The organism is Pseudonocardia sp. SID8383, from assembly GCF_009864975.1.
GTDB classification, from domain to species: Bacteria; Actinomycetota; Actinomycetes; order Mycobacteriales; family Pseudonocardiaceae; genus Pseudonocardia; species Pseudonocardia alni.
This window is the reverse complement of record NZ_WWFY01001214.1, coordinates 1-3,961: the sequence shown is the minus strand read 5'-3', so window position 1 is coordinate 3,961 and position 3,961 is coordinate 1. Positions and strand designations below refer to the sequence as shown.

Genomic DNA, 3,961 nt, shown 5'->3' with positions numbered 1-3,961 from the left:
GCGCCGGCGGGAGCGGTCGGCGCGTAACCGGGGTCCGACGGGGCGGCGCCGAAGGCGTTCACGGCTACGGCGTCGGGGTTGACGCGCTCGCGGATCGCGTCGCGGTCCAGCAGCGCCGCGATGCCCTCGCGGACCCGGGGGTCGGCCAGGGGGCCGTCGGTGGTGCGGAACTCCAGCTGCTCGACGGCCGGGCGCGGCCCGCTCTGCACCGTCGGCGGCTCGGGGCTCCGGGCCAGGACGTCGAGGGCCTGGGTGATCTCCGGCCGGGCGTCGGGCAGGGCGAGGTCGACGCCCTGGCTCTCCAGCGCCGTCGGCAGGGTGTTCGCCGGGATGCGGCGCAGGATGATCTCGTCGACCACCGCGGCGGTCGCCCAGTACGGGTCGTTGCGGGCGAGCAGGACCTCGCCGCGGAGGCGGTCGACCTGCATCAGCCGGAACGGGCCGCCCGAGGCGGGCACCCCGCCCGCGAACGGGGCGGTCCAGCCGCCCGGCGCGTCCTTGAGCAGGTGCGCGGGCAGCAGGTTGCCGAACAGCTCCCGCCAGTGCGGGTAGGGCTCGCGGAACACGACGTCGACGGCCTTGCCCGCGGCACGCGAGCGCACGTCGGTGATCTCGCGGTAGCCCGCGGCACCGATCGTGTTGGGCCGGCTGCGCATCTGCTGCCAGAGGTAGACGAAGTCCTCGGCGGCGATCGGGGCGCCGGTGGACCACCCGGCGTCGCGGTTGAGCTCGTAGCTGACGGTGAACGGGCTCTGCGAGGTGACCGTCGCGGACGTGGCGACGGTCGTGTCGAGCTGCGGCACACCGCGGTCGTCGGGCCGGAACACCGACGGCAGCGTCATCGACGCGATCGCCGTGGTGACTGCCGACTGGTCCGACCGCAGGTGCGGGTTGAACCCGGGCCCGAGGTCGTCGACGCCGACCACCACCCGGGTGGGGGCGGTGACCGGCTCGGTCGGGCGGTTCGTCTCCGGCGGGGGCGCCGGCTGCGGGTCCGCCGCGCAGCCCGTCAGCGCCAGCAGGGCGACCAGCAGGAGCGCCGGGAGCGCCCGGAAGCGTCGACGTGCTCTCACGTCCGCAGTATCCCCACCGGGGCGGGCACGCCCGCCGGACGGGGTCCGGCGGGCGCCTCCGCTCTGCTCACCGATACGCAGCGGGGCCGGATGTCGGTGAGGCCGTGCTCTGCTCACCGATGCGCACCACCGCAGCGCACGGGCCGTGCGGGTCACTTCGTGGCGTTGGCCGCGGCCTTCGCGCGGGACCGGGCGCGGGCCCGCAGGTTCGGGTCCAGCTCGATCTTGCGGATCCGAACGTTCTCCGGGGTGATCTCGACACACTCGTCGGTCGCGCAGAACTCCAGCGACTGCTCGAGGCTCAGGATCGTCGGCGGGATCAGCTTGACCAGCACGTCGGAGGTCGACGAGCGGATGTTGGTCAGCTTCTTCTCGCGGGTGATGTTGACCTCGAGGTCCTCGTTGCGGGTGTACTCCCCGACGACCATCCCGCCGTAGACCAGCGTGGTCGGCCCGACGAACAGCGTGCCGCGGTCGGCGAGCTGGTCGATCGCGTACGGGGTGACCGGCCCGGAACGGTCCGAGATCAGCGAGCCCTTGTTCCGGGTCCGGATCTCGCCGACCCAGGGGCCGTAGCCGTCGAAGACGTGGCTGGCGATGCCCGCGCCGCGGGTGATCGTCAGGAACTCGGTGCGGAAGCCGATCAGGCCGCGGGACGGGACGCGGAACTCCATCCGGACCCGGCCCTCGCCGTGCACCATGTCGCCCATCTCGCCCTTGCGGGCGGCGAGCAGCTGGGTGACGGCACCGAGGCTGTCCTCGGGCACGTCCACCGACAGCTGCTCGAACGGCTCGTGCAGCGTGCCGTCGACGGTCCTGGTGACCACCTGCGGGCGGCCGACGGTGAGCTCGAAGCCCTCGCGGCGCATGGTCTCGACCAGGATCGCCAGCGCGAGCTCACCGCGGCCCTGGACCTCCCAGGCGTCGGGGCGCTCGGTCGGCAGCACGCGGATGGACACGTTGCCGACCAGCTCGGCGTCGAGCCGGCCCTTCACCAGGCGGGCGGTCAGCTTCTTGCCCGGGTGCGGGTCGCGGCCGGCAAGCGGCGAGGTGTTGGTGCCGATCGTCATCGAGATGGCGGGCTCGTCGACGTGGATGCGCGGCAGCGCGACCGGGGACTCCGGGTCGGCGAGGGTGTCGCCGATGGTGACCTCGGCGATGCCCGCGACGGCGACCAGGTCACCGGCGCGCGCCTCGTCGGCGGGGACGCGGGTCAGCGCCTCGGTACGCAGCAGCTCGGTGATCTTCACCCGCGGCGTGGTCCCGTCCTCGCGGCACCAGGCGACCTGCTGGCCGCGGCGCAGCACGCCGGCACGGACCCGGCACAGCGCGATACGGCCCAGGAAGCTGGACGCGTCGAGGTTCGTGACGTGCGCCTGCAGCGGGGCGTCGACGTCGTCGGCGGGCGGCGGGACGACGTCGAGCAGGGTCTCGATGAGCGGCTCGAGGTCGTCGGAGTCCGGGAGCTCACCGTCGGCCGGACGGATCCGCGAGGCCTTGCCGGCGCGGCCGGACGCGTAGACGACCGGGAGGTCGAGCAGGTGGGCGGTGACCGACTCGTCGAGCTCCAGCTCGTCGGCCAGCTCGAGCAGCAGCTCGAGGGACTCGTCGACGACCTCGGCGATCCGGGCGTCGCCGCGGTCGGTCTTGTTGACCACGAGCATGACGGGCAGGCCGGCGGTCAGGGTCTTGCGGAGCACGAAGCGGGTCTGCGGCAGCGGGCCCTCGGAGGCGTCGACGAGCAGCACCACGCCGTCGACCATGGACAGGCCGCGCTCGACCTCGCCGCCGAAGTCGGCGTGGCCGGGGGTGTCGACGACGTTGATCGTCGTGCCGTGCCAGTTCACCGCCGTGTGCTTGGCGAGGATCGTGATGCCCTTCTCGCGCTCCAGGTCGTTGGAGTCCATGACCCGGTCGACGAGCTCGGCGCGCTCGGCGAAGGCACCGGACTGGCGGAGCATCGCGTCGACGAGCGTGGTCTTGCCGTGGTCGACGTGCGCGACGATCGCGACGTTGCGCAGCTCGGGTCGGCCGGCCCGATCGGGCACGGCGTCGCTCTCGAGCGAGGAACGAGCGTCGAGGGCCGAGGCGGAACGAGGGATGGTCACACCTCAACGGTATCCGCTGCAAGCCCTTCACCCTGCCCCGGGCGCAGGTTAGCCTGACCTCATCATGGGCAAGGTCAAGAAGAAGTGCTGCCGGTCCAAGCCGAAGCGGTGCAAGAGCTGTCCGGTCGTCGCACTGCGGCTGCGCAAGGCGGGTGCGGACGATCTGAGCGGCAAGGCACTCACCCGCGCGATCAAGATCGCGCGCATCTACTGAACGGACGTATGACCCGCTGACCTGCGACGACGTCGCGCTTCGGGTTGCGTGCGCACCGCCTGTCCGGTAGGGCGGCGGCAGGCCGGTCGACGTCGTCCGGCAGGTCCGGGTCGTCGTGCGCCCGGACCCCGGACCGGCCTTCATGATCACCCCGTGCGCTGCGACGACGCGTCCGGTGCGCGGTGCCGGCATGGCCGGAATCACAGTCGTCCGAGTGGTCCGGTGACACCGTGTGTGGTGGCGTTCGCCGATCGTTCACCCCGCGGCCCGCCCCGCGGTACCGCCGGGCCCCGCCGGGTGCCCGGTCACGGCTTCGCGGAGGCGGTCCAGGAGCTCGTCGGGGCACCGGAGCTCCGCCGGTTCGACGACGAGCGTCCGCCATCCGTGCCGACGCAGCACCGCCCGCCGCCACGCGGGGCCGCAGCCGTCGGCGCCGGTCCCGGAGTCGACCGGGTCGTGCACCTCGACCGCCAGCCGGGCCGCGGGGAACGCGAGGTCGAGCAGCACCCCGGCCACGGTGACGTCGGTGCGCCAGGCCCGCACCCCCCTCCGGGCGAGCAGCGCCC

At 73.3% G+C, this 3,961-nt stretch carries 4 protein-coding genes; 1 reads left to right on the top strand and 3 read right to left on the bottom strand.

The features are described from left to right. On the bottom strand, positions 1 to 1,073 hold a 1,073-nt coding region (locus GTW08_RS29745), incomplete at its 3' end, for an ABC transporter substrate-binding protein (RefSeq protein WP_346009995.1). A gap of 152 nt (positions 1,074 to 1,225) precedes the next feature. Further along, a complete protein-coding gene (typA, locus tag GTW08_RS29740; RefSeq protein ID WP_073577807.1) occupies positions 1,226 to 3,121 on the bottom strand; it encodes a translational GTPase TypA in 1,896 nt (631 codons plus the stop codon). Positions 3,122 to 3,245: 124 nt separating this feature from the next. Between typA and GTW08_RS31295 the strand changes: the two genes are divergently transcribed. Then, complete coding sequence (locus GTW08_RS31295) at positions 3,246 to 3,395, top strand: hypothetical protein (RefSeq protein ID WP_020626377.1); 150 nt, start codon at positions 3,246 to 3,248, stop codon at positions 3,393 to 3,395. Positions 3,396 to 3,650: 255 nt separating this feature from the next. Here GTW08_RS31295 and GTW08_RS29735 read toward each other — a convergent pair. Continuing rightward, on the bottom strand, positions 3,651 to 3,961 hold a 311-nt coding region (locus GTW08_RS29735), incomplete at its 5' end, for a hypothetical protein (protein ID WP_202417891.1).